This window comes from Aminobacter sp. DSM 101952 (genome assembly GCF_001424795.1).
GTDB classification, from domain to species: Bacteria; Pseudomonadota; Alphaproteobacteria; order Rhizobiales; family Rhizobiaceae; genus Aminobacter; species Aminobacter aganoensis.
The window spans coordinates 181,337-205,000 of the sequence record NZ_LMCL01000035.1; the positions used below are offsets into that span (position 1 = coordinate 181,337).

At 65.6% G+C, this 23,664-nt stretch carries 17 protein-coding genes and 1 pseudogene (1 of these 18 running past the window's edge); 12 read left to right on the top strand and 6 right to left on the bottom strand.

Going from position 1 to position 23,664, the window contains the following annotated elements:
• Positions 1-27: 27 nt before the first annotated feature.
• The gene (locus ASC75_RS24915; RefSeq protein ID WP_055982266.1) at positions 28-1,281 is read left to right on the top strand and encodes a cytochrome P450; all 1,254 of its coding nucleotides are present in this window, start codon (positions 28-30) and stop codon (positions 1,279-1,281) included.
• 16 nt (positions 1,282-1,297) lie between these two features.
• On the top strand, positions 1,298-1,618 hold the full coding sequence (locus ASC75_RS24920; protein ID WP_055982269.1) for a 2Fe-2S iron-sulfur cluster-binding protein: 321 nt from the start codon (positions 1,298-1,300) through the stop codon (positions 1,616-1,618).
• Between the two features lie 38 nt (positions 1,619-1,656).
• Here the strand turns inward: ASC75_RS24920 and ASC75_RS24925 are convergent, their stop codons facing one another.
• Both ASC75_RS24925 and ASC75_RS24930 read right to left on the bottom strand, forming a co-directional pair.
• Entirely contained in the window at positions 1,657-3,210 is a 1,554-nt protein-coding gene (locus ASC75_RS24925) for a VOC family protein (protein ID WP_055982272.1), read from the bottom strand.
• 133 nt (positions 3,211-3,343) lie between these two features.
• Complete coding sequence (locus ASC75_RS24930; RefSeq protein WP_055982276.1) at positions 3,344-5,521, bottom strand: malate synthase G; 2,178 nt, start codon at positions 5,519-5,521, stop codon at positions 3,344-3,346.
• A gap of 180 nt (positions 5,522-5,701) precedes the next feature.
• Between ASC75_RS24930 and ASC75_RS24935 the strand changes: the two genes are divergently transcribed.
• Positions 5,702-6,637: a TIM barrel protein gene (locus ASC75_RS24935; RefSeq protein WP_055982279.1), complete on the top strand. Its 936-nt coding sequence runs from the start codon at positions 5,702-5,704 to the stop codon at positions 6,635-6,637.
• 127 nt (positions 6,638-6,764) lie between these two features.
• Entirely contained in the window at positions 6,765-8,171 is a 1,407-nt protein-coding gene (puuE, locus tag ASC75_RS24940) for an allantoinase PuuE (protein ID WP_055982282.1), read from the top strand.
• A gap of 67 nt (positions 8,172-8,238) precedes the next feature.
• On the opposite strand, the gene ASC75_RS24945 is transcribed toward puuE, so the two are convergent.
• Both ASC75_RS24945 and ASC75_RS24950 read right to left on the bottom strand, forming a co-directional pair.
• The gene (locus ASC75_RS24945; protein WP_055982286.1) at positions 8,239-8,949 is read right to left on the bottom strand and encodes a GntR family transcriptional regulator; all 711 of its coding nucleotides are present in this window, start codon (positions 8,947-8,949) and stop codon (positions 8,239-8,241) included.
• A gap of 345 nt (positions 8,950-9,294) precedes the next feature.
• Entirely contained in the window at positions 9,295-10,053 is a 759-nt protein-coding gene (locus ASC75_RS24950; RefSeq protein ID WP_055982289.1) for an aspartate/glutamate racemase family protein, read from the bottom strand.
• 484 nt (positions 10,054-10,537) lie between these two features.
• Here ASC75_RS24950 and ASC75_RS24955 point away from each other — a divergent pair, with 484 nt between their 5' ends.
• From ASC75_RS24955 to ASC75_RS24980, 6 genes are read left to right on the top strand one after another with little or no spacing between them, the layout of a single operon-like run.
• Positions 10,538-12,115, top strand: a complete 1,578-nt coding sequence (locus ASC75_RS24955) for an ABC transporter substrate-binding protein (protein WP_055982291.1) — start codon at positions 10,538-10,540, stop codon at positions 12,113-12,115.
• A gap of 12 nt (positions 12,116-12,127) precedes the next feature.
• Positions 12,128-13,171 (top strand): ABC transporter permease, encoded by a 1,044-nt coding sequence (locus ASC75_RS24960; protein ID WP_055982294.1) that lies wholly within the window; start codon positions 12,128-12,130, stop codon positions 13,169-13,171.
• Positions 13,168-14,022, top strand: a complete 855-nt coding sequence (locus ASC75_RS24965) for an ABC transporter permease (RefSeq protein ID WP_055982297.1) — start codon at positions 13,168-13,170, stop codon at positions 14,020-14,022. Before ASC75_RS24960 ends, ASC75_RS24965 begins: the two co-directional genes overlap by 4 nt.
• Before the next feature lies 1 nt (position 14,023).
• A complete protein-coding gene (locus ASC75_RS24970) occupies positions 14,024-15,040 on the top strand; it encodes an ABC transporter ATP-binding protein (protein WP_055982300.1) in 1,017 nt (338 codons plus the stop codon).
• A 2-nt stretch (positions 15,041-15,042) separates the two neighbouring features.
• Positions 15,043-15,861 (top strand): ATP-binding cassette domain-containing protein, encoded by an 819-nt coding sequence (locus ASC75_RS24975; protein ID WP_055982304.1) that lies wholly within the window; start codon positions 15,043-15,045, stop codon positions 15,859-15,861.
• A gap of 20 nt (positions 15,862-15,881) precedes the next feature.
• A complete protein-coding gene (locus ASC75_RS24980) occupies positions 15,882-16,970 on the top strand; it encodes a sugar phosphate isomerase/epimerase family protein (RefSeq protein ID WP_055982306.1) in 1,089 nt (362 codons plus the stop codon).
• Positions 16,971-17,309: 339 nt separating this feature from the next.
• On the opposite strand, the gene tdh is transcribed toward ASC75_RS24980, so the two are convergent.
• Positions 17,310-18,332, bottom strand: a complete 1,023-nt coding sequence (tdh, locus tag ASC75_RS24985) for an L-threonine 3-dehydrogenase (protein ID WP_055982309.1) — start codon at positions 18,330-18,332, stop codon at positions 17,310-17,312.
• Positions 18,333-18,349: 17 nt separating this feature from the next.
• Positions 18,350-19,552 (bottom strand): glycine C-acetyltransferase, encoded by a 1,203-nt coding sequence (locus ASC75_RS24990; RefSeq protein ID WP_055982317.1) that lies wholly within the window; start codon positions 19,550-19,552, stop codon positions 18,350-18,352.
• A 150-nt stretch (positions 19,553-19,702) separates the two neighbouring features.
• Between ASC75_RS24990 and ASC75_RS24995 the strand changes: the two genes are divergently transcribed.
• Positions 19,703-20,284, top strand: a complete 582-nt coding sequence (locus ASC75_RS24995) for an XRE family transcriptional regulator (RefSeq protein WP_055982320.1) — start codon at positions 19,703-19,705, stop codon at positions 20,282-20,284.
• A 119-nt stretch (positions 20,285-20,403) separates the two neighbouring features.
• Positions 20,404-23,664: pseudogene (locus ASC75_RS25000) on the top strand (hydantoinase B/oxoprolinase family protein) (it continues 590 nt past the right edge of the window).

The window sequence follows — 23,664 nt, forward strand, 5'->3', positions numbered from 1 at the left end:
GCCGAAAATCCATGACTGGAGCGTCGGATGACCGCTACCCCGAAGGCAAGCGAACACGGCACGGCTTTCGAGCCCTTGTCGGCCACCTTCGCCCAGAACCCCTATCCCGCCTATGCCGCGCTGCGCGACAAGGGCGAGCCGCAGTTCTTCGCCGATTTCGACATGTGGCTGGTGACGCGCTTCGACGATGTTGCTGGCATCGCCCGCGACATCTCGATGGTGCGCTCGCCCGAATTCTTCATGTCCGAGGAAGAGATCACCGAGCAGAAGCGCCTGCAGAACTGGCTCGACATGCCGCATCACCAGCGCTTCGTCCAGTTCTCCATGCTCGACAGCGACGGCCCGGTGCATGACCGGCTGCGCAGGCAGGTGTTCCGCGAGTTCACGCCGGCCTTCATCGCCCGCCAGCGCACGATGATCCAGAGTTTCGTCGACAGGCTCGTCGACAGCCTGATCGACAAGGGCGAGATCGACTTCGTCGAAGACCTCGCCGCCCAGGTGCCGGGCCATATCATCGGTCGTGTGCTCGGCGTGCCCGACGAGGACTGCCCGCAGTTGCGCGTCTGGTCGGAACGCGTGGTGCAGTTCTTCGACATCGACCGTTCCGACGCGCGCAAGGCGTTGGCGGAGCAGGCGACGACCGAGTTCTACCACTATCTGCTCAAGCTGATGGCCGAGCGCCGCGCTGCGCCGCAGGAGGACCTGATCACTCGCCTGATCGCGGCGCAGGACGCCGGCCACCTCAACGAGGATGAGCTGGTCTCGACCTGCATGCTGATCCTGATGGCCGGCCACGGCTCGACCATCGACGTGCTCGGTTCGGGCATGCACGCGCTGTTGCGCTTTCCTGACCAGATGGCGCGGCTGCGCCACGACCCCGCCCTGATCCACACCGCGATCCAGGAGATGTTCCGTTTCGAATCGCCGCTGCCCTTCTTCCACCGCTACGCCACCACCGACTGCGTGGTCGGCGGCAAGTCGTTCCCGCGCGGCACCAAGTTCGGCCTGCTCTATGGCGCGGCCAACCGCGATCCGGCCGCCTTCGGCGGCGATGCCGATGTCTTCGACGCCGGCCGCAACCCAAACCGTCACCTCGCCTTTGGCGGCGGCGCCCATTTCTGCCTCGGCAACCACCTCGCCCGCCTCGACATGGAGGTGATCTTCACCACCTTGCTCACGCGCCTGTCGTCGATCGCGCTTGCCGAGGCCGAGCCGCAATACAAGCGCGGCCTGTCCGTGCGCGGCCCCAAGGCGCTGCGCCTGGCTCTCACGCCTGCCTGATCCCGGAGTATTCCTGATGTACCGCGTAACCTTCATCGACGCCGACGGACAGGCGACCGAACTCACCGCCCAGCAGGGCCAGAGCGTCATGTCCGTGGCGGTCGCCAACGGCATCGACCAGATCCTCGCCGAATGCGGCGGTTCCTGTGCCTGCGGCACCTGCCATTGCTATGTCGACCAGAGCTGGACCGAACGCCTGCCGGCACCCGACGAATCCGAGCAGGGCATGATCGAGTGCCTGATGAACCCGACCGAGCGCAGCAGGCTGACCTGCCAGCTCAAGATGTCGGAGGCGCTCGACGGGCTGGTCGTTCACCTGCCGCGCGAGCAGTACTGAGGCCGGGCTTCCCCGAGCCTCACACGCCACCTGGGCCTTCAGTCGCGCGCGGCGATCCAGTTGCCGACGATCTCGGCATCGGCCGCCTCGAAGGCATGGCCCGAGGCGATCGTGCGGGCGTCGACCTTGGCACCGGCGTCGCGCAGCAGCGCGGCGAGATCGGGGCCGAAATTGCTGAACACGTCGACGTTCCCGGCGACGAGCAGCGCATCCACGTCCGAGAGATCGGCGGCCGGCGGCTGCTCCAGCACCATCGCCGGCCTGAGCAGCGCCGCGCGGCGGATCACATGCGGGTGCAGCAGCATGGTCGCCGCGATCATGTTGGCGCCGTTGGAGTGGCCGAGGAAGACGAGCTTTTCGGGATCGATGCGGTAAGCCTCGATGGCGTCCTCGATGAAAGCGGCGAGCGCTTCCGCCTCCGACTTGATGTCGGCCTGGTCGAACGTGTTGGCCGAATGCCGGCGGAACCAGCGTGGCGTGCCTTCGTCGGTGGCGCGGCCGCGCAGGGCGAGCAATGTCGCGCGCGGCGCGGCCTTGGCGGCAAACGGCAAAAGGCTGGTCTCGTTGCCGCCGGAGCCGTGCAGCAGGACGATGACGCGGCCGTCGGCATCTTTCGGCGTGTAGAAGCGGTGGACGAAGGGCAGGTCGCGATAGATCACCCGCTCCTCTCCCGGCCAGGAGAATTGCGGCAGCATCGTCACCAGCTCGTCGATCTTGTCGGCGCGTTCCGGCGGCACGAAGAGCTGCGTGCCCATCGTTTCGGCCGGCTCGTCGATCGCCATGCCGGGTCCGTCGGTCGCCAGCTCGAACAGTGTGCCGCCCGGTTCGCGGACATAGAGCGAGTAGAAATACTTGCGGTCGTGCACATTGGTGATGGTCGAATTGCTGGATCCGAGTTCGCCATGGACCCGTTCGACCTCGTCGATGTCGCCGGCACGGAAGGCGATGTGGTCGATGGTGCCGGTGCCCGGCGCGCTCGTCCAGAAACCCTTGGCATCCCTGATGTCGATGACGTCGCCGCTGTCGGAGACGAGACGCCGGATGAACTCGGTGCTTTCCGTCGGCTGATAGCCGAAATGCCGGGCAACGAAGCTTTCCGTCATCTCCGGCACTTCGCTCATGATGGTGGCGCCGCGGATGCGCCGGATCGCGTGATCGGCAGGCACCCCGCTGCCCTCCCAGACATCGGTCGCGGCAAAGCCGCCGATGCCGACGAGCTTGACGATCACCCCGTCGGGATCCTTGAGCCTGAGCGTCGGCTCGCCCATCTCGTCGACCGGGCCTGATATCTCGACATGGTGGGACAGCGCCCGGGTCAACCAGAAGCCGATGCTCGACGGCTCGATGGCGAGCGAGATCTCGCTCGGCTGGCCATGGCCGACGCGCCCCCGGGCGCCATCCTCCCAGACCAGGAAGGTGATCAGCGTGCCCGGATTGGCCGCGCCGTCGCCATAGAACAAGTGAAGCTGGGTCGCGTCCTCATAGCCGCCGGTCTGCTTGACCAGCCTCAGCCCGAGAAAGCCGACATAGAAGTCGACATTGGCCTGCACCTTGCGGGTGATGAGCGTGATGTGGTGGATTCCGGTGCCCATGGTGCACTCCCGGCCGATTTGCTTCTCGCTCGACATTCCATCAGCCGGGCAGGCCACGCAAGCCGTGGGCATGTCGCACCACGCAAAAAGGCCCCGCTCGTCGCGGGGCCTTTGGCAATGCCAGGTAGATCGTTCAGGCGGATAGCGCCTTGGCTTCGCGGCGGCGGGCATGCAGCACATGCTCGGTGTAGCCGCTGGGCTGGGTCCGGCCGGTGAACACCAGGTCTTCGGCCGCCTTGAAGGCCGGGCTGTCGAAGCGGGGCGCCAGCGGCTTGTAGCCTTCCGTGTCCGCATTCTGCCTGTCGACCACGGCTGCCATGCGCTGCATCGTCTCGCGCACCCCGGCTTCGCCGACGATGCCGTGGCGCAGCCAGTTGGCGACGTGCTGCGAGGCGATCCGCAGCGTCGCGCGGTCTTCCATCAGGCGCACATTGTCGAGATCGGGCACCGTCGAGACGCCGACGCCCTGGCCGACCCAGCGCACGACATAACCGAGCAGGCCCTGCAGGTTGTTTTCGAGCTCGGTCTGGATCTCCTCGGCCGTGTAGCTGCGCGTTGCCAGCGGAATGGTCAGCAGGTCGGTCAGCGAGGTCTGCTCCTTGCCGCGCAACTGGTCTTGTACGGATGCCACGTCGACGAGGTGATAGTGCAGGGCATGCAATGCTGCTGCCGTCGGGGTCGGCACCCAGGCGGTGCTGGCGCCGGCGCCGGGGTGGGCGACCTTCTTCTCGAGCAGCGCCGCCATCTGGTCGGGTGCCGCCCACATGCCCTTGCCGATCTGGGCGCGGCCCGGCAGGTTGCGGGCGATGCCGACATCGACATTGTTCGCCTCATAGGCCGTGAGCCAAGTCGCCGATGCCATCTCGGACTTGCGCATCATCGGGCCGGCTTCCATCGAGGTGTGGATCTCGTCGCCGGTGCGGTCGAGGAAGCCGGTGTTGATGAACACCGTGCGGTCGCGCACCTTGGACAGGCAGGCGGCAAGGTTGGCCGAGGTGCGGCGCTCCTCGTCCATGACGCCGATCTTCATGGTGTATTTCGGCAGGCCGACGAGTTCTTCGATGCGCTTGAACAGCGCATCCGACAGGCCGACCTCGTCTGGACCGTGCATCTTGGGCTTGACGACATAGACCGAGCCGGTGCGGCTGTTGCGCACCGCGTTTTCGCCGCGGATGTCCTGGGCAGCACTGGCCACGGTGATCGCCGCGTCGAGGATCGCCTCGGGCACCGGATTGCCGGCCTCGTCGAGCACGGCGTCGGTGAACATGTGGTGGCCGACATTGCGCACCAGCATCGTCGAGCGGCCGTTGAGCGTCAGCTTGCCGCCGCCGGGCGCGGTGAAGACGCGGTCCTCGACCAGCTTGCGGGTGATGGTCTTGCCGTCCCTGGTGAATTCCGAGCTCAGGCTGCCGTCCATCAGGCGCTGCCAGTTGCGGTAGACGGTGACCTTGTCCTCGGCATCGACGGCCGAAACCGCGTCCTCAAGGTCCATGATGATCGAGATCGCCGCCTCGATGACGACATCCGATATGCCGGCGGAATCGAGCGCGCCGACCTGGTGCTCACGGTCGAACACCAGCTCGATGTGCAGGCCGTTGTTGACCAGGAGCACGCTCCCGGGTTCATGGCGCGGACCGGTGAAGCCGGCAAGCTGGCCAGCCGACCTGAGCCCGGTCTTGCTGCCGTCGGCGAGGCTCGCCTGCAGCTTGCCACGCTCGATGATGTAGGCGGTGGCCTCGGCATGGCTGCCCTGTGCCAGCGGCACGGCCTGGTCGAGGAATTCGCGGACGCGGGCGATGACGCGGCCTGCGCGAACCGGATTGAAGGTCTTGCTGCGTTCGGCGCCGTCGCTCTCGGCGATGGCGTCGGTGCCGTAGAACGCGTCGTAGAGCGAACCCCAGCGCGCATTGGCGGCGTTCAGTGCGTAGCGCGCATTGGACAGCGGCACCACCAGCTGCGGGCCGGCGATGGTGCCGATCTCGGCGTCGACGTTCTTGGTCGCGACCTGATAGGCGTCGGCCGCGGGTGCCGGCACCAGATAGCCGATGTCGCGCAGGAACTGCTCGTAGCCGGCTGCGTCATGCGGCTTGCCCTTGCGCTCCAGATGCCAGGCGTCGATCTTGGCCTGGAGGTCGCCGCGGATGGCGAGCAGCTCGTGATGCCTGGGCGCGAGGTCGCGGATGATCTCCGAGAGGCCGGTCCAGAACGCTGCTGGCTCAAGGCGCGCCGACGGCAGCACCTCCTGCTCGACGAAGGCGCGCAGCGCCGGGTGGACCGAAAGGCCGGCCACGCTTTCATAGGTCTTGGTCATGGGATGCTCCTTCGATACGCGCGAGGCGCGGGCAATTCTGTACGATGCTGATGACAGTGATTGTATCCATTGACAAGCATTTTTTATACAGGATAGTATCCAAGTGTCTGGCCTGCCGGCGCGTCGGTCATGTGCGGCGCCGGGGTGGTGGCCGGCGCCCCTCTGTCGCAGGTTTGCCCCATGATCGGCATCATCAAGAGTTCGTTGCCGGACGGCCGCAAGCTGTCCGCGCTCCAGGCGCTGGAGGCCGCAAGGCAACTGGGCCTCCAGGGGCTGCTGTTCAACTCGCTGCTCGACGTCAGCCCGACGCTGGAACCGACCGAACTGGCGGCCGCACGTGCCGAGGCTGATCGCCTCGGCCTCGAAATCTCGTCGATGCTCGGCATCGTCAATCCGGCGCTGCCGGCCCGCAGTCAGCCGATTATCGATGCCGGCGGCGGCGACCTGGAGACCGGTGTCGGGCGGTTGGTCGAGCTGGCGGCCGGCATCGGCATCCACGACATGTTCTTCATCATCGGCATGATCGAGGATCGCTTCGAGGCGCCGGTCTCCTGGCAGGCGCAGGTCGACGGCATCTCCGGCCTGCTCGCGCGTTGCGCGCCGCTGCTGCGCCGGAACGGCTCGAAGCTTCTGCTCAAGACCCATGAGGAGATCACCACTGCCGAGGTCGCGGCCCTGGTCGAAAAGGTCGGGCCTGACGTGGTTGGCGTCGCCTTCGATCCGGTCAACGTGCTGTGCCGCCTCGAGGATCCGGTCGCGGCGGCAAGGCGCATCGCGCCTCATGCCACCCAGATCTATGTCGACGACGCCGTGCTTCGGTTCCAGGAAAACGGCATCCGCCGCTTCCTCGCGCCGCTTGGCGAGGGTTTCGTCGACTGGGACGCGATCATGCCGCAGATCCCCGACGCGAAGGTCTGGATCGAGATGCATGCCGGCCAGTTCGCCATGCCGGTGTTCGATGCGGAGTGGCTGCGCGTGCAGCCCGAGGTCGCGCTGGCCGAATTCGCGGCGGTGCTGGCCATGGCGGCGAAATTCGGCGCGCGGGACGTGCCTTGGGACCAGGCTGCGCCCGTCGCCCGATTGCCTCAGGCCCTGCAGAAGCTGCTGCCGCGGTGACGTCAGTGCGTCCATATTGGATACAATTCTTTATGGCCCACCCTTGAGGCGTCGGGCTGTCCGCGCCCAGGCCTCCACACTCAATCATGCGCGGGAAGCCGCGCAGCCCCAAGCTCAGGAGACACTCATGCGATACCCCAGGGACATGCGCGGCTACGGCGCCAATCCGCCCCACGCCAACTGGCCCGGCGGCGCAAATGTCGCTGTCCAGTTCGTGCTCAACTACGAGGAGGGCGGCGAAAACAACATCCTCCACGGCGATGCCGCCAGCGAAGCCTTCCTGTCGGAAATCCCCGGTGCTGCGCAATGGCCGGGGCAGCGCCACTGGAACATGGAGTCGGTCTACGAGTACGGCGCCCGCGCCGGCTTCTGGCGCCTGCATAGGCTGTTCACCGACCTCGACGTGCCGGTGACGGTCTATGGCGTCGCGACCGCGCTGATGCGCGCCCCCGAACAGCTGCGCGCCATGCAGCAGGCCGACTGGGAGATCGCCAGCCATGGCTACAAATGGGTCGAGCACAAGGACATGCCGGCCGACGAGGAGCGCGTCCAGATCCAGGAGGCGATCCGCCTGCATACCCTGGCGACAGGCGAACGCCCGACCGGCTGGTACACCGGCCGCTGCTCGGTCAACACCGTAGACCTCGTCTCCGAGGAAGGCGGTTTCGCCTATGTCTCCGACACCTATGACGACGACCTGCCCTACTGGCGCGAGCACGAGGGCCGCGAGCAGCTGATCATCCCCTATACGCTCGAGGCCAACGACATGCGCTTCGGCACGCCCAACGGCTTCAATTCGGGCGACCAGTTCTTCGCCTATCTCAAGGACACCTTCGACTATCTCTATGCCGAGGGTGCCGCCGGCCGTCCCAAGATGTTCTCCATCGGCCTGCATTGCCGCCTCGTCGGCCGCGCCGGCCGCATCGCGGCCCTCAAGCGCTTCATCGAATACGTGCAGGGCCACGACAAGGTCTGGATCGCCAAGCGCATCGATATCGCGCATCACTGGGCCAGGGAACATCCCTACGCCAGGCCCGCGCTGGTGCCGTCGCGGATGGACAGGGCCGGCTTCGTCGAAAAATTCGGCGGCTGCTTCCGCAACGGTGCCCTGCTTGCCGAGCGCGCCTTCGACGGTGAACTGGGCCCGGTGAACGACAGCGCCTATGGCCTGTTCTTTGCCTTGCGGACACAGTTCCGCGCGGCAAGCGCTGCCGAGAAGTTCGAGGTGCTGAAGGGCTATACCCCGCTTGACCCGCGCATCCAGGCGGCCAGGATCGTCGCCGACGAGAGCCAATCGGTCAGCCTCGATGTCATGACCGCCGGCCAGAAACGACGGCTGCTGGAACTGCTCGGCGTCTATGAAGAAAAGTTTGGCTTCGGCGCCATCTTCGTCGTCCGCAACTACACCACCGCGTCGCTTCTGTCGTCGCTGGAAGCGCGGCTGGAGACGGACGGCGAGACCGAACTGGCTGTCACCTATGGCGAGGTCGAGCGCCTGGCCGAAATCCAGGTCGAGGCGCGCTTTTCCGAATAGCGCCGGATTGCAACTGCGTCCTTAGGGGCTCGCGAAGCGGGCCTCGAAGGGCGCACCGACCTCGACCTCAGGCGTAGCGCGACAGGATCTCGCTGAGATTGCGCTTGGTGCGCTTGGTCTGGCCGATATTGGCCTGCTCGAACACCTGCTGCAGGTGCTCGATGATCGCATCGGCGCTTGCCTTGGGATCGCGCGCTCGCAGCGCCTGCAGGATCGCGGCGTGCTCGTCGACGCTGCAGTCGGTTTCCTGGTGGGTGCTGTGCTGGGCCAGGATCAGCGAGGTCCGCGAAATCAGCGACTTGAGGAAGCCGGCAAGCACCTCGTTGCCGGCCATGTGCGCGGCGAGCAGGTGGAACTCCCCCGACGCCACGATGGCTGCGGTGTGGTCGCCGGCGTGGCGGATGGCGTGCTCATGGTGCAGATGCTGTTCCAGGGCGGCTATCTGCTTGTCGGTGACGACGGTGGCGAGCTTTGAGAATATCTCGCGTTCGATCGCATTGCGCGCCTCGAACACCTGGCGGGCCTCGTCGGGCGTCGTGCTGGCGACGAAGGCACCTCGGTTCTGCCGGAACTCGACGAGCGATTCGGTATGCAGGCGGTTGAGCGCCGCGCGCACGATGGTGCGGCTGACCGAAAACAGCGAGCCGATCGATTCTTCGCTGAGCTTTGTGCCGGGCGTCAGCTCGCGTGCCAGAATGGCCCTGAACAGCGCCTGGTAGATCGCATCGATCTTCGATCCGGCTTTCTCGTCGAAATCAGTATTCGCAGCTTTAGCCATTCCCTCACCAGCCGGTTTTGCACGGGCAGCATGCAACTATGCTACGTCTCAGATGCATCGCCACCGGGCGGAAGACAAGAAAAATGCGAGCCTTGCTTCGTTGTTCGTTATGTATTAGCCGGTGTCATGCGATGCAGCCGGCATGCCGCTGCCTGCCGTGCCTCCTCCACTGCAAGCCGGCGTGGCGCCAGTTTGCATTGCGGCCACTCTAGCACATGTTTTCTAATACAATAGCGAAATCCATTGCGCGCAATCGTAAGGTGTTTTGAATACGATTTGAAAATGCGCTCCCGCCCGGCTTGGCGGGGCATGGATCTAACGGTCGGCGCGGCCGCGGAAAATGGATCAGGCGCTGCGGCGCAAGGGGGCGATGGCGGCGCCCCTGTTCAGGGCATCTGAAAGAAAGCGCGACAGGCCGAGCGTTTCGGTGGGATGATGGCCGGGCGCCGGGTTCGCCCGCGGCGTCGCTGCCATATTCAGTGCCTTGCCGATCGCAGCACGATGCGGGTCCAGGATCGGCACGCGTGACGATGCGACGATGCCGGGGAGGCCCGGGATCAGGCCGGCGCCCCCGAGCACGACACGGTCGGCGCCCAGGGCCGTCGCTTCATGGGTGAGGAAATCGGCAATGGCCTGCGTGTCGTCGGCGACTGTCTCGATGGAGCGGATGCCGGCAACCTTGTCGCCAAGGCCAAGCTTCAGCACCAGTTCGCCCAGCATTTCGCACCAGACGCTGCCATTGGTCGACACCAGCGATGTTCCCGGCAGGGCCGCCGCGGCCAGCAGGCCCGCTTCGGCAAAGCCGATGACCGGCAGCCCGGTCATCTCGGCAAGCGCCTCGCGGCCAGGGTCGCCGAAACAGGCAAGCAGGATCGCGTCGGGTTCGGCGCCTTCGGCCATCGCCTTGGCGGCGGCGTCGAGCACGGCGTGCGCGGCGATCGAAACCGCAACACGGGTCGAGATGTAGCTGAAGCCGAAGCCTGCGGTCACGGTCTGTACCTTGGCGGCACCCGCCGTCTCCTCGCGCACCAGCGCGTCGATGACCTTGCTGACGTCGGCGGACGTGTTTGGATTGATGACGAGCAGGCGAGGCAGGCGATGCATCGGGTTCCTCTGGGCACAACGGGCTTTGCTGCGGACCCGGCCTTTGCCCCATGGTGAAGTGAGGCGCTTGGCTGGGCTGCGACCACGCCCATTTGCAGGGCATGGTCGAGCTGCAGTGCCATCCTGATATCATTGTATCAGATCATGTGTAAAGTTTGTATCCAAAAATTGCGAACATTTTCGCCGTCACTGCGCGACAATCGCCTACTCTTTGGATCGTCCGGAATCGTCAAGAATGCCTACCAGTCGCGCCATTGGATCGTGTTCGCTGCCATAAAATTTTTGCCGTTTGGCGATGAACTTGGGCATCGGGATCGATTATCTAACTGATTTACAACAATATTATCCAGACGGGCCGGCGGATGAGCGATTTGCATCCGTCGGGCAACATTTGTGTATCCATTGAGAAAAAAATCGGATACAAAAAGACAGGGAGCGCCTTTGCAAAAAGGCAGAGTCAATTCAGCATATGGGAGCGACAATCATGCATGCATTTTTCTCGGCCTTTTCGGCGCTGTCGCATGGCCGGCGGCAGTTTCTGGCGACCGTCGGTGGTGCTGCCCTTGCGGTTGCCGTCGGCTTCGGCGGTTCGGTGGCTTCCGCGGCCGACCGCGAGCACACCATCATCGTGGGCCTCGGCGGCCAGATCAACACGCTCGATCCGCTGCGCGCCGACTACAACCAGACCAACACCATCATCAGCGCCGTCTACGATACGCTGGTGACCTATGACGACACCAAGCTGGTCGGCAGCCTGGCCACCGAATACGCCTATTCGGATGACGCCAAGTCGATCACCTTCACGCTGCGTCCCGACGTCAAGTTCCACGACGGCACGGCGCTGACGGCCAAGGATGTCGCCTATACGCTCGACCGCCTGAAGCGCCTTGGCGCCGGCGTCGCCTCGCTGATCGACGGCTACGACTCGACCACCGTCACCGACGACACCCATCTCACCATCAACCTGAGCAAGCCCAACACGCTGTTCCTGCCGTCGCTGAGCAAGATCTACATCCTCAATTCCGCGCTGGTCGAAACCAACAAGGGCGGCGACGACGGCCAGGGCTGGCTGCAGGCGCATGATGCCGGCTCGGGCCCCTACGTGCTGGGCGACCAGTCGCAGGCCGTGGTCATCGACCTCTTCCCGGGATACTGGGCCGCCGAAGCCGGCCGTCCCGAATCCATCGTCTTCCGCCGCATCGACGAAAGCTCGACGCGCCGCGACGAGCTCCGTGCCGGCAACATCGACGTCGCCTTCGGCTTCGCCGACCGCGATGCCGCCGCCATGGCCACCGATCCGGCGCTGAAGGTGGTGCCGATCAACACCAGCTACCAGACCGAAGTCGTCTTCAACACCAAGGTCGGCCCGACCGCCGATCCCAAGGTGCGCAAGGCACTGCGCATGGTCTACGACTATGCCGGCGGCCTGCGTGGCGTCCGCGGCGGCAACGGCAAGGTGGCCAATGGCCCGCTGCCGGCGCGTCTCGACTGCCGTCCCGAGCTGCCGGAGGTCAAGCGCGACCTCGAAGCTGCCAAGGCGATGCTCGCCGAGGCCGGTGCGTCCAGCCTGAAGCTCAAGATGAACTTCCAGCCGGTGTTCGAGCTGCAGAAGCAGGAAGCGACGCTGTTCCAGTCCAACCTGCGCGAGATCGGCATCGACCTCGAACTCGAGCCGATTGCCTATCCGAACTATCTCGCCAGCCTGAAGGACCCGAACTCGATCCCGCAGATGATGCTGCTCGAGGACTTCGCCCAGTTCCCGGATGCCGGCATCATGCTGGTCAAGGGCTACAAGTCGGACGCCATCGGCACCAACCGAACCGGCTATGCCAATCCGGAAGTCGACAAGCTGCTCGACACCGCTCTCGCCACCGCCGACGACGCCAAGCGCTGCGACCTCTACAAGCAGGTCCAGACCATCCTCGACAATGACTCCGTGATGGTCGACATGTATGGTGTCTACAAGCCGGCCGCCTATCGCGTCGGCACGCTCGCCGACCTCAAGGCCAGCATGCTTGCCACGCCCGCCGAGCCGGCGGACTTCCGGCTTGCCAAGCCGTAAGCGAGGTCTGTGATGCTCGCGTTCCGCGCCTATTCCTGGTTTCTGTCCCGCCGTCTGGGCCTTGCACTTCTGACCCTTTGGGGACTGGCTTCGCTGGTCTTCCTGATGATCAAGCTCATGCCCGGCGACGAGGCCCAGATGGCCGCCGGCGCGGACGCTTCCGCCGCTCAGATCGAGGCGGTGCGTGAACGGCTGGGGCTCGATGCCCCGGTCATCATGCAGTATTTCAGCTTCCTGGGTCGCCTCCTGCGCGGCGACCTGGGCACGTCCATCGTCACGCTCCAGCCGGTCCTGGCCGACCTCGAAAAGGTCCTGCCCAGCACGCTGGAACTCGTCTTTATCGCCATGCTGCTCAACCTTGCGGTGGCCATCCCGGCCGGCATCGTTGCCGCCTACCGCCAGGGTGGCGTCTTTGACGCGACCAGCCGCGTCACCGCCGTCATGCTCGGCGGCATGCCCGCCTTCTGGCTGGCGCTGGTGCTGCAATATGTGCTGGGCAGCGTCTGGCGCGTGGTGCCGATCTCGGGCCAGCAGAGCTACGGCATGGCGTCGCCGATCGTCACCGGCGCGCCCACCCTCGATGCCCTGATGGCCCTGAATGTCGGTGCCTTCTTTGATGCCCTGCATCACATCATCCTGCCGGCGGCCGTGCTTGCGGCACTCTTTGCCACCCAGATCTTCCGCACCTTGCGTGCGTCGCTGCTTGGCGTCCTGCGTTCCGACTTCATCATGGCCGTGCGCGCCAAGGGAGCGACGGCCCGCCACATGCTGGTGCGCCACGCCTTGCCAAACAGCCTCAACCCGGTGCTGACGCTGTCGGGCACCCAGGCCGGCGCCATGATCGGCTCGGCCGTGCTGGTCGAGACCGTCTTCGCCCGCCAGGGCATCGGCGCCTACATGTTCAACGCCGTCGCCCAGAAGGACGCCTTCGCCGTGCTCGGCTCGGTCATGTTCATCGGCACCGTCGTCTGCCTCGTCAACCTGATCGTCGACATCCTCCAGCTTCTGGTCGACCCGCGCATCCGCGCCGCACAACTGGGGAGCCAAGGCCAATGACCGCCCCTGCCATCGCCCAGCCTGCCGCCCGCCGCAAGGAAGGCTTCTCGGCCTTCGAGATGTTCGTCTTTGCCCTCGTCGTGGCGTTGCTCGCCATCGCCGTCTTCGGGCCGTTTTTCGCACCCGACAGCATCTACAGCTCCGACATCGCTAACTCGCTGATGCCGCCGAGCGCTGCCAACTGGTTCGGTACCGACGACCAGGGTCGCGACGTGTTCTGGCGCCTCATCGTCGGCGCCCAGACGACGCTGCTGTCGGCCTTCCTGGTGGTGACGCTCTATTCGCTGATCGGCGTCACCATCGCCACCGTCGCCGCCGCCGGCCCGCGCTGGCTCGACGAGGGGCTGATGCGCATCACCGACATCGGCCTGGCGCTGCCCGGCATGATCGTGGCGCTCGGCTTCGCCGCCGCCATGGGCGCCAGCCTGCGTTCGGCCGTCATCGCCATGGCCATCACCGGCTGGCCGATCACCGCCCGCATGCTGCGCGGCATCATGCGCCAGACCATGGAACAGCCCTTCGTCGCCGGCGCCCAGGTGCTGGGCGTGTCGAAGTGGCGGCTGATGACCAAGCACGTGCTGCCCAATTCGCTCGACGTGCTGATCGTCAAATGGGCCGGCGACATCGGCACCACAGTGCTGGTGCTGGCCAGCCTGTCCTTCATCGGCGTCGGAGCCCAGCCGCCGAGCGCCGAATGGGGCGCCACCATTGCCAGCGCACGCGGCTATGTCTCGACCGCCTGGTGGACCGTCGTCGCCCCCGGTGCCGCCGTCGCCATAACTTCGATCGCCTTCGGCCTTCTGGGCGACATCATCCAGGTCCGCCGCGATCCGTCCTTGAGGGGCAACTGAGATGAAGACAGTACATCCCTTGCCTGACGAAGCGTCCGTGGTTCCGGTTCGCCAGCCGCTCATCACCGTCGAAAAGCTCACCGTCGACATGCCGCTCGGCCGCAGCGGCTCGAGCGTCCGCATCGTCGATGGCGTCGACTTCACCATTGGCGTCGGCGAGCGTGTCGCGCTTGTCGGCGAGTCCGGCTCGGGCAAATCGCTGACGGCGCGCGCCCTGATGCGGCTCGACCGCCTGGCCAAACTGTCCGGCCGGGTCGATTTCGACGGCACTGACCTGCTCAAGCTGTCCGACCGCGACATGGGCAAGCTGCGCGGCAGCTCCATCGCCATGGTCTTCCAGGACCCGATGAGCTTCCTCGATCCGCTGATGACCATCGGCGACCAGGTCGCCGAAACGCTGCGCATTCGTGGCATCGGCAAGGCCGAGGCGCGCAAGCGGGCGCTGGCCGTGCTCGACGAGCTCGGCGTTGACCGCGCTGCCGAACGGCTCGATGCCTATCCGCATGAATTCTCCGGCGGCATGCGGCAGCGCGTCGTGCTTGCCATGGCGCTGGTCGGCGAGCCGCGCCTGCTGATCGCCGACGAGCCGACAACCGCGCTCGACGTGCGCGTCCAGGACCAGGTGCTCGATTTGCTCGACGACGTCTCGACGCGCCGTGGCCTTGCCGTGCTGTTCATCACCCACGATCTCGGCGTCGTCGCCGGCTTCGCCGAGCGCGTCATGGTCATGTATTCGGGTCGCATCGTCGAGGATGGCGAGGTCGCCAGTGTCTTCGCCAAGCCGAGCCATCCCTACACGCAGGGGCTGATCAAGGCGGTGCCGCGCATCGACCAGGATCTCAACACGCTTTACGCTATCCCCGGCGCGCCGCCGCCGCCGCTGGCGCGGCCGAGCGGCTGCCCGTTCCACCCGCGCTGCGACCAGCGTTTCGACCGCTGCGGCGTCGATCTGCCGGCGCTGCAGCCGGTCGGCATGTCGCGTGTCGCCTGCCACCTGCTCGACGGAAAAGGTGCCTGACCATGCTCATGTCCATCGACAGCATCAGCAAGTCGTACAACGCCTTTCCAAACCCGCCGGCCAAGGTGCTGCACGACGTGACCCTCAACGTCGACACCGGCGAAGCCATCGGCCTGGTCGGCGAATCCGGTTCCGGCAAGTCGACAATCGCCAAATGCATGCTAGCGCTGATCAAGCCGGAAGAAGGCAAGATCACCTATGACGGCATCGACGTCATCCACGCCAAAGGCGACGACCTCAGGCGCTTCCGCCGCGAAGTGCAGATGGTGTTCCAGGACCCTTACGGCAGCCTCAATCCACGCATGACGGTGGAGGAGCTGATCGGCGAGGGCCTGTTGATCCACAAGCTCGAACCGACCGCTGCGGCACGCCGCGCCCGCGTCGCCGAGATGATGGAGATGGTCGGTCTCAACCCCAACGACATGGACCGCTACACGCGCTCCTTCTCCGGCGGCCAGCGCCAGCGCATCGCCATTGCTCGCGCGCTGGTCATCCGCCCGCGCATCCTCGTCTGCGACGAGCCGGTGGCGGCCCTCGACGTGTCGGTGCAGGCGCAGGTCATCAACCTGCTGCAGGACATGCAGAAGAAGCTCAACCTCGCCATCGTCTTCGTGGCGCATGACCTCGCCGTCGTCCGTCATCTCTGCGAAAAGATCGTCGTGCTGCACAAGGGCAAGGTCGTCGAGCAGGGTTCGCGCGACGAAATCTTCGGCGCTCCCAAGATGCCCTACACCCAGTCGCTGCTGGCGGCCGTGCCGGTGCCCGATCCCGTCGTCGGCCGCGCCCGCCGTGCGGCGCGCCGCCTCGAAACCGCAAACTGACAAGACTAAGGAGACTGCCGATGCGCATCGGTGTCGATGGCCGCAAGATCCCCGAAGCCGCCAAGCGCGGTCCCGTGGCCAGCTTCGCTCATGCCCGGGAATTGGGCATGGAGGGCCTGTTCTTCCGCACCGTGCTCGACATGAGCCCGACGCTCGATGCCGGCTATCTCGGCGAGATCAAGCAGCGCGCCAACGAGCTCGGCATGTATCTCGAAACCGGTCTCGGCAAGGTCAATCCCTTTGCCACGCCCGAAGCGCCCGAACTGCGCCTGATCGGCGATGGCGACATCGTGCTCGGCTTCCGCCGCATGATGGAGGCGTGTGCGGCCATTGACTGCCGCGAGCTGTGGGTGGCGACCGCCAACTACAAGCCGGCCTTCACCGGCCGTTTCGCCTACGACCGCTTCCGCACCGACGTGACCTGGCGCGAGCAGCTCGACGCCACCGCGCGCTTCCTGAAGAAGCTGGCGCCGATCGCCCGCGACCTCGGGATCCACATGAACCTCGAAACGCACGAGGAGATCACCTCGTTCGAACTGGTGCGGCTGGTCGAGGAGGTCGGGCCGGATACGACCGGCATCGTCTTCGACACGGCCAACGTCCTGCAGCGTGGGGAGCACCCCGTCTGGGCGGCCAAGCGCGTCGCGCCTTATGTCCGTCAGACCCACATCAAGGATGCGCTGATCGCCTATGACGGCGAGGTGCTCGACTTCCAGATGCGTCCCTGCGGCGGCGGCGTGGTCGACTTCCGCGCCGTCATGCCGATCCTGGCCGAGGCCAACCCGCACCTCAACCTGTCGATCGAGAACTACGAATCCTTCTCCGACCGGCCGCGCAATCCGCCCAAGATGATCATCGAGATCGCCGATCCGAAATGGCTCGAAGGCCACCCCGACCTGAGCGTCGAGGAATATGCCGCCTACATGAAGATGGTGCAGGACTATGCCGCCCGCATCGCCAGCGGCGAGGTCATGGACCGCGAGAGCTTCGCCGCCTGGGCGGTGAAGAACTACCACTATGACGAGACGGTCGCCTACATCAAGGACAGCGCCGCCCATGTCCGCGGTATCTGTGAAGAACTCGGCCTGCCGCTGAGCAAGGCTGCATAGGGACGGCTTATCGGTTCGAACACCAACCCGCGGAAGGCAGCTTCCGTGGGTTTTGTGTTTCTGTGGTGCTGAGAGCCCCTCTCCGCCTCGCTGTGCTCGGCACCTCTCCCCACTTCGTGGGGCGAGGAACCCAGGTCCTGCTAGCTTCTGCGATCGGGGTCGCAGCTTCTGCGATTGGCGGTTCCTCGCCCCCACAAAGTGGGGGAAAGGTGGCTCGGGCGTAGCCCGAGACGGAGAGGGGCCTTTCCGCAACAGCAGTCCAGCCACGCCGGGATGACCCGAAACAAAAAAGGCCGCGCTTTTGGCGCGGCCTTTACATTCAATTGTGTCCCCGAAACCCTACCACTCCAGCACGATCTTTCCCGCCTCGCCGTTGGCGGCGTTGTGGAACGCGGCCTGGTAGTCGTCGGCCTTCATGCGGCTGGTGATGACCTTGCGGATGTCGAGGCCGCTTTCCAGCATCGCCAGCATCTTGTGCCAGGTCTCGAACATCTCGCGGCCGTAGATGCCCTTGAGCGTGATCATCTTGAACACGATCTTGGCGAGATCGATGGGGAAGGGCTTGGCCGGCACGCCGAGCAGGGCGATGCGGCCGCCCATCAGCGTGTGCTCGATCAGCTGGTCGAAGGCGGCGGGCGAGCCGCTCATCTCGAAGCCGACGTCGAAGCCCTCGCGCATGCCGAGGCGACCCATGGCGTCGCGCAGCTCTTCCTCGGCGACGTTGACGGGTGTGACATCCGCCACCTGGGTGGCGAGCTCCAGGCGCTTCGGGTTGACGTCGGTGATGACGACATGGCGCGCGCCGCAGTGGCGGGCGACCGCCGCTCCCATGATGCCGATGGGCCCGGCGCCGGTGATCAGCACGTCCTCGCCGGCGACGTCGAAGGAAAGTGCCGTGTGCACGGCGTTGCCGAGCGGGTCGAGGATGGCGCCGAGCTCGTCGTCGATCGAATCGGGCAGCGGCACCACGTTGAAGGCGGGGATGCGTACATATTCGGCGAAGGCGCCCGGCAGGTTGACGCCGATGCCTTGCGTCTCGGGATCGAGGTGGAAGCGTCCGGCGCGGCTGGCGCGGCTGCGCATGCCGATGACGTGGCCTTCACCCGAAACGCGCTGGCCGACCTTGAAACCGCGTACATGCGAGCCGAGCTCGACGATCTCGCCGGCATATTCATGGCCGGTGACCATCGGCACCGGCACCGTCTTCGCCGCCCATTCGTCCCACTTGTAGATGTGGATGTCGGTGCCGCAGATGCCAGTCTTGTTGACCTTGATCAGCACGTCGTCGAGGCCGACCTCCGGCACGGGCCGGTCTTCCATCCAGATGCCGGGTTCAGCCTTGGCCTTGACCAGTGCGCGCATGGGAAAACTCCTGAAAATCAGATGATACCGAGCGACTTGCCGGCGTCGGCAAATGCGTCGATGGCGAAGGTGATGTCCTGGTCGTCGAGGGCTGCCGACATCTGGGTGCGGATGCGGGCCTTGCCCTGGGGGACGACGGGAAAGAAGAAACCGGCGACATAGACGCCGCGCTCGTCGAGCGCCTTGGCCATTCGCTGCGCCAGCACCGCATCGCCCAGCATGACCGGGATGATCGGCGTTTCGCCCGGAAGCAGCGTGAAGCCGGCCCGGGTCAGCCCGTCGCGGAACCGCGTCGTGTGGCGGCCGAGTTTTGCGCGCAGGTCGTCTGCGCCGCGTGCGATCTCGATCGCCTTCAGCGAGCCGGCGGCAACTGCCGGTGCCAGGGAGTTGGAGAACAGATAGGGCCGCGCGCGCTGGCGCAGCAGGTCGATGATCGGCTGCGACGCGGCGATGAAGCCGCCCATGGCGCCGCCCAGCGTCTTGCCCAGCGTGCCGGTGACGATGTCGACGCGGTTGCCTGTGCCCGTCAGCGCCGGCGTGCCACGGCCCTGCTCGCCGATATGGCCGGTCGCATGGCAGTCGTCGACGGCGACGATGGCACCGTAGCGCTCGGCGAGATCGCAGATCTGCTTCAGCTTGGCGACGTGGCCGTCCATCGAGAACACCCCGTCGGTGACGACCAGCTTGAAGCGGGCACCATCGGCGGCGGCCTGCTTGAGCTGGTTCTCCAGGTCGTCCATGTCGCCCTGGGCATAGCGGAAGCGCTTGGCCTTGGAGAGGCGCACGCCGTCGATGATCGAGGCGTGGTTGAGGCTGTCGGAGATGATCGCGTCCTCGGCGCCGAGCAGCGGCTCGAACAGCGCCCCATTTGCGTCGAAGCAGGCGGCAAATAGGATCGCATCGTCCTTGCCGAGATAGTCGGCGATGGCGTGTTCCATCTCGCGATGCAGCGTCTGGGTGCCGCAGATGAAGCGCACCGAGGCCATGCCGAAGCCGAACTCGTCGAGCGCTGCCGCTGCTGCCTTGCGGATGTCGGCATTGTCGGCGAGGCCGAGATAGTTGTTGGCGCAGAGATTGACCATCTGGCGCTCGCCCGCCGCACCTTTCACCTTGATGCGGCCGGCCTGCATGCCGGAGATCAGGCGCTCGCGCTTGTAGAGGCCGTCGGCCTCGATGCCCTGGAGAACGTTCGAGATATGGGAAAGGAAATCTTGGCTCATCGGTCTCGCCATCCGTTAAGATAGAAATTCCGATATAATGGATACAATGTTAAGTCTAGCGGAATCCGCTTGGGCCAGCATGCCAGACGCAAATGCCTCGCAGGACGTGAGGCGCGGTGCTATCAGTGTGCAACCTTTGGGGGAGGCCACATGGAAGTGAACAATGCGCCGAAGATCGGTCCGGTGCTCCAGAAGGAACGCAAGGAGCGCCACCTGACGCTCGACCGGCTGGCCGCACTTTCGGGCGTCTCGCGCTCGATGCTGTCGCAGATCGAGCGCGGCGAGGCCAACCCGACCTTTGCCGTGCTGTGGTCGCTGACCCAGGCGCTCGGCATCGACTTTTCCCAGCTCATCGCCGGCGGCATCACCCACCAGCGCAAGGCCGACGCCATCGAACTGGTGACGCTGGCGCTGACCCCGGAGATCAAGAGCCCCGACGGTGCCTGGCGCCTGCGCATCCTGAGTTCGCCCGCGCTGGCCGGCCGCATCGAATGGTACGAGGTTGAGATCGCGCCGGCCTGCAAGCTGCAGAGCGCGCCGCATGCGCCCGGCACCTTCGAGCACCTCACCGCCTATACCGACGGCCTGCTGGTCGAGACCGAGCTTGGCCGTCAGCCGCTCAAATCGGGCGAGACCGCCCGTTATCGTGCCGACATCGCCCACGAAATCACCAACGACGGCGCCAGCACGGCCAGGGCGCTGATGGTCGTGCTCTACGATCAGGACGCCTGACCCTGCCGCCACAGCACAGGACGGCTTTCTGCTCTTGACGGGGCGGCAACCCTGACGCTTCCTCCTCGCAAGCGGTATCGTGTTCGAGCGATAGCGCGACAGCAGATCGGGAGAGCGTCATGTCGGGCAAGTGGGATTTCTGGGTCGACCGTGGCGGCACCTTCACCGATGTCATCGGCCGCGACCCCCAGGGCAATCTCCATCCGCGCAAGCTGTTGTCGGAAAACCCCGAAGCCTATCGCGATGCCGCGATCCAGGGCGTCCGCGACCTGCTTGGCCTGGCGCCGGGCGCCGAAATCCCGGCGGGGGCCATCGGCGACATCCGCATGGGCACCACGGTCGCCACCAACGCCCTGCTCGAGCGCAAGGGCGATCGCGTCCTGCTTCTCATCACCAAGGGTTTTCGCGATGCGCTGCGCATCGCCTACCAGGCCCGGCCGGACATCTTCGCCAAGGAGATCATTCTGCCCGAGCAGCTCTATGAGCGTGTCGTCGAGGTCGACGAGCGGGTCCGGGTCGACGGCTGCGTCGAGCGGCTGCTCGATATCGCCGAGATCAAGCCGATCCTGATGCAGGCCAGGGCCGACGGCATCGATGCCGTCGCCATCGTCTTCATGCATGCGTGGAAATATCCCGAGCACGAGCGAGCGGTCGCTGCCGTCTGCCGTAAATGCGGTTTTGCCCAGGTCTCCGTCAGCCATGAGGTCTCGCCGCTGGTCAAGCTGGTGGGGCGCGGCGACACGACCGTAGTCGACGCCTATCTGTCGCCGATCCTGTCGCGTTATGTCCGGCAGGTGGCGGGCGAGTTGGGGGCAGTTGGCCCCTCATCCCCTGCCGGACCTTCTCCCCGTAATGACGGGGAGAAGGAGGCTGGCCTCGAGGTCGACGCCCCCCTCTCCCCGTCATTACGGGGAGAGGGTAAGGGTGAGGGGCAATCTTCACCCCGCCTCATGTTCATGATGTCGTCCGGCGGCCTCACCGCCGCCGACCTGTTCCAGGGCAAGGACGCACTGTTGTCTGGCCCCGCCGGCGGCGTAGTTGGCATGGTCGAGACGGCAAAACTCGCCGGCTTCGGCAAGGTCATCGGCTTCGACATGGGCGGCACCTCCACCGACGTCGCCCATTATGATGGCGAATATGAGCGCAGCTTCGACACCGAGGTTGCCGGCGTTCGCGTCCGCGCGCCGATGATGCGCATCCACACGGTTGCCGCCGGCGGCGGCTCGGTGCTGCATTTCGAGGCCGGCCGCTTCCGCGCCGGGCCCGATTCCGCCGGCGCCAATCCCGGCCCCGCCTGCTACCGCCGCGGCGGCCCGCTCACTGTCACCGATGCCAATGTCATGCTCGGCAAGCTGCAGCCCGGGTTCTTCCCGGCCATTTTCGGCCCCGGCCAGGACCAGCCGCTCGACGCTCAGGTCGTGCGCGCAAAATTCACGGCACTCGCTGGAGAAATCGGCGACGGCCGCACCCCCGAGGGGGTGGCCGAGGGCTTCGTCACCATCGCCGTCGAGAACATGGCCAACGCCATCAAGAAGATCTCCGTCCAGCGCGGCTACGACGTCACAGAATATCTGCTCAACTGCTTCGGCGGCGCTGGAGGCCAGCATGCCTGCCTGGTCGCCGATGCACTCGGTATGGAGGCGGTGCTGATCCACCCCTTCTCCGGCCTGCTCTCAGCCTATGGCATAGGCCTGTCTTCGGTCTTCGCCGCGCGCCAGCAGGCGCTGCTCAAGCCATTGGCCGACGATTCGCTGGCCGCCGTCGAGGCTTTGATAAAGGACCTGCGCGCCGAGGTTCTGGCCGAGCTCGCCGGCCAGGCGATAGCCGAAGCAGAAATCGTCATCAGGCCGATCCTGCATGTCCGCTATGACGGCACCGACACGGCCCTGCCGGTCGGTTTCGAACACGGCTCGATCGCCCGGGCCAAGGCTGCCTTCGAGGCGGCCCACAAGGCGCAATTCGGCTTTATATATAGAGACAAGCCGATCGTGGTCGAAGCGGTGGCGCTGGAAGGCCGCGACGGCAGCGCCCGCGGGCTCTCCGAACGCGAGGCCGAGCTTGAGCAAAAGCCGGCCGCCCCATCCGAGGTGAGACAAATCTTCACCGAGGGCGCCTGGCACGATGCCGGCGTCTTCCACCGCGCCGCAATGAAGCCCGGCCACAGGGTGTCGGGTCCCGCTCTTATTATAGAGAGCCACCAGACCATCGTCGTCGAGCCGGGCTGGCAGGCCGAGATCACCGCCCGCAATCACGTGCTGATGCGGCGCACGGAAAAGAAGGCGCGCAATGCGGCCATCGGCACCGCCGCCGATCCCGTCATGCTCGAGGTGTTCAACAACCTGTTCATGTCGATTGCCGAGCAGATGGGCGTGACGCTGCAGAACACCGCTTATTCCGTCAACATCAAGGAGCGCCTCGACTTCTCCTGCGCCGTCTTCGACAGGTCCGGCGCGCTCGTCGCCAATGCGCCGCACATGCCGGTGCATCTCGGCTCCATGGACCGCTCGGTCGAGACCATCATCCGGCTGAACCAGGGCGACATCCATCCCGGCGACGTCTTTGCGCTCAACGCTCCTTACAATGGCGGCACCCATTTGCCCGACATCACCGTCGTCACGCCGGTGTTCGAAGACCTGGATTCCTCTCCCCGTTCACGGGGAGAGGATGGCGGCAGCCAGGTGAGGGGCAGCGCTGACGGGGCAGCCGGCAGCGCCCGGGCCACCTTCTCCCCGCATGCGGGGAGAAGGAAGGGCGCCCCCGCATCCTTTTCTGGGTCGCGGCGCGCGGCCATCACGCCGATGTCGGCGGCACCGCGCCCGGCTCGATGACGCCGCTGGCAACGACCGTCGACGAGGAGGGCGTGCTGTTCGACAATTTCCGCCTCGTCGAGCGCGGCAGCTTCCGCGAGGATGAACTGCATCGGCTGCTGACCGACCATCCCTACCCGGCGCGCAACCCGGTCCAGAACGTCGCCGACCTCAAGGCCCAGATCGCCGCCAACGAAAAGGGCGTGGCGGAACTGAAGAAGATGGTCGGCCATTTCGGCCTCGATGTCGTCGAAGCCTATATGGGCCATGTCCAGGACAACGCCGCCGAAAGCGTGCGCCGCGTGCTCGACCGCCTGCCCGATCACGCCGAATACGAATATCCCACCGACACCGGACAGGTGATCAAGGTCCAGATCTCGGTCGACCGCGCCGCGCGCAAGGCGACGGTCGATTTCACCGGCACGTCGCCTGTCATGAAGAACAACTTCAATGCGCCCGAGCCCGTCGCCCGCGCCGCCGTGCTTTATGCCTTCCGCGTCATGGTCGAGGACAACATCCCGATGAATGCCGGCTGCCTCCGGCCGATCGATATTATCATCCCGGAGGGTTCGA